The sequence below is a fragment of the Pseudomonas sp. K5002 genome, from assembly GCF_013386655.1.
Taxonomy (GTDB): domain Bacteria; phylum Pseudomonadota; class Gammaproteobacteria; order Pseudomonadales; family Pseudomonadaceae; genus Aquipseudomonas.
In genome coordinates this window covers 1-2,499 of the sequence record NZ_JACARK010000648.1, presented here as the reverse complement: position 1 = coordinate 2,499, position 2,499 = coordinate 1, and the positions used below count along the sequence as shown (strand labels likewise).

Genomic DNA, 2,499 nt, shown 5'->3' with positions numbered 1-2,499 from the left:
GCAGCAACGGATATGTACACAATCAAAACCCTACGTAGCCGGCCGAATCGCCTTGATCAGCGACTGCAACGAATACCCCAACCGCGGCGCCAACGCCTCAGCCCGCGCAGACAACGCCGCCACATCGAGCACCTGATCCAGATCCGCCGGCACCAGCAAAATCACATTCCCCTCCTTCACCGGCAACTCCCAATAATGCCGGTGATACAACCCACGCAACAACGCCGCCCCCAACGGCTTCCCATCATCCGTAGCCCACTGATTAATCACCAACCACCCCCCCGGGTTCAGCTTCTTCTGGCAATTCTCCAGAAACGTCCAGGCCAGGTGCCCAACCCCAGGGCCAACATCCGTATACAGATCGACAAAAATCAGGTCCGCCGACTCAGCCGAAGGCAGCAATTCCAACGCATCCCCAACGCGGATATACAGCCGAGGATCATCATCCAGCCCCAAGTACTCAATGGCCAGACGCGGCACATCAGGCCGCAGTTCGATGGCTTCCACATCATCCAAAGGCAGAAACTTCAGGCAAGCCTGGGTCAACGTCCCAGCGCCCAAGCCCAGGAACAACGCACTCTCCGGCTGCTCATGACACAACGCCCCAATCAGCATCGCGCGGGTGTAGTCATACTCCAACCAGCTCGGGTCAGCAGTAAACACACAACTCTGCTCGATGGCATCGCCAAACTCGAGAAAGCGGTAATCGGCCACTTCCAGCACGCGGATCATGCCGAAGTCATCATGGACCTCGGCCAGCAGGCGCTCGACGCGCTCCTCAGACATTGCAACTCCTAACGGCGTGCCAACGGGAAAGCCGGGATTGTGGGCGAACCGGCGGCAGCAGGTCACGTACTAATTGCTGATAACATGACGGCCCGACCGCAAATCACTCGAGTTCATGATGAGCCAACCCTGGAGCCCCGACAGCTGGCGCGCCCTGCCGATCCAGCAACAACCCCAGTACCCTGACGCCGCGCATTTGTCGCAGGTCGAGCAAAACCTGGCGAGCTATCCGCCGCTGGTGTTTGCCGGTGAAGCCCGTGAGTTGCGCCGTCAGTTTGCCGAGGTGACCCAGGGTCGCGCCTTCCTGTTGCAAGGCGGCGATTGCGCCGAGAGTTTTGCCGAGTTCTCGGCGGCAAAAATCCGCGACACCTTCAAGGTGCTCCTGCAGATGGCGATTGTGATGACCTTCGCTGCCGGCTGCCCGGTGGTCAAGGTCGGGCGTATGGCGGGCCAGTTCGCCAAGCCGCGCTCTTCCAACGATGAAACCATCGACGGCATCACCCTGCCCGCCTACCGCGGCGATATCGTCAACGGTATCGGCTTCGACGAAAAAAGCCGCGTGCCCGATCCGGACCGCCTGCTGCAGTCCTACCACCAGTCCACCGCCACCCTGAACCTGCTGCGGGCGTTTGCCCAGGGCGGTTTTGCCGACCTGCACCAGGTGCACAAGTGGAACCTGGACTTCATCGCCAACTCCGCCCTGGCCGAGAAGTACAGCCAACTGGCCGACCGCATCGACGAAACCCTGGCCTTCATGCGTGCCTGTGGCATGGACAGCTCGCCGCAACTGCGCGAGACCAGTTTCTTCACCGCCCACGAAGCGCTGCTGCTCAACTACGAACAAGCCTTCGTGCGCCGCGACAGCCTGACCAACGACTATTACGACTGCTCGGCACACATGCTCTGGATCGGTGATCGCACCCGCCAACTTGACGGTGCCCACGTCGAATTCCTGCGCGGGGTGAACAACCCGATCGGGGTCAAGGTCGGCCCGAGCATGAACCCCGACGACCTGATCCGCCTGATCGACATCCTCAACCCGGACAACGACCCGGGCCGCCTGAACCTGATTGCGCGCATGGGTGCCAGCAAGGTCGGCGACCATCTGCCCAACCTGATCCGCGCGGTACAGCGCGAGGGCAAGCAGGTGCTGTGGAGTTCCGACCCGATGCACGGCAACACCATCAAGGCCAGCAGCGGCTACAAGACACGGGACTTCGCGCAGATTCTCAGTGAGGTGAAGGAGTTCTTCCAGGTGCATGAAGCCGAAGGCACTTACGCCGGCGGGATTCATATCGAGATGACCGGGCAGAACGTCACCGAGTGCATCGGTGGCGCGCGGCCGATTACTGAAGACGGGCTGTCGGACCGCTACCACACCCACTGCGACCCACGGATGAATGCCGATCAGTCGCTGGAATTGGCATTCCTGATCGCCGAGACGCTAAAACAGGTCAAGCGTTAAAAGCTCTACCCGCAACCGTGCCGCACTGGCCCGCTGGCAATTGAGCTGTATCTGCTCAAGCCCGAGCCAGTCGGCCATCTGCCGCAGATTCAGGGCCAGCGCGCGCATGCCCTCCTCGTCCAGCCCCGGCTCTTCCTCGTGAACGGCATGCACCGCCAGGCGTCCGGCCGCCCGCTCCGCCCGCAGATCCACGCGCGCGGCAATCCGCTCGTTGTGCAGGAACGGCAGCACGTAGTAGCCATATACCC

At 61.5% G+C, this 2,499-nt stretch carries 2 protein-coding genes and 1 pseudogene; 1 reads left to right on the top strand and 2 read right to left on the bottom strand.

The window, feature by feature from the left end; genetic code table 11:
- Window positions 1-30 precede the first annotated feature (30 nt).
- Window positions 31-786, bottom strand: a complete 756-nt coding sequence (locus HX846_RS25505; RefSeq protein WP_087693646.1) for a spermidine synthase — start codon at window positions 784-786, stop codon at window positions 31-33.
- A 118-nt stretch (window positions 787-904) separates the two neighbouring features.
- Here HX846_RS25505 and HX846_RS25500 point away from each other — a divergent pair, with 118 nt between their 5' ends.
- Window positions 905-2,251: a class II 3-deoxy-7-phosphoheptulonate synthase gene (locus HX846_RS25500; protein ID WP_087693647.1), complete on the top strand. Its 1,347-nt coding sequence runs from the start codon at window positions 905-907 to the stop codon at window positions 2,249-2,251.
- Here the strand turns inward: HX846_RS25500 and HX846_RS25495 are convergent.
- Window positions 2,231-2,499 (bottom strand): annotated as a pseudogene (locus tag HX846_RS25495) (winged helix-turn-helix domain-containing protein); the annotation flags it as partial. The gene HX846_RS25500 and the pseudogene HX846_RS25495 overlap by 21 nt on opposite strands.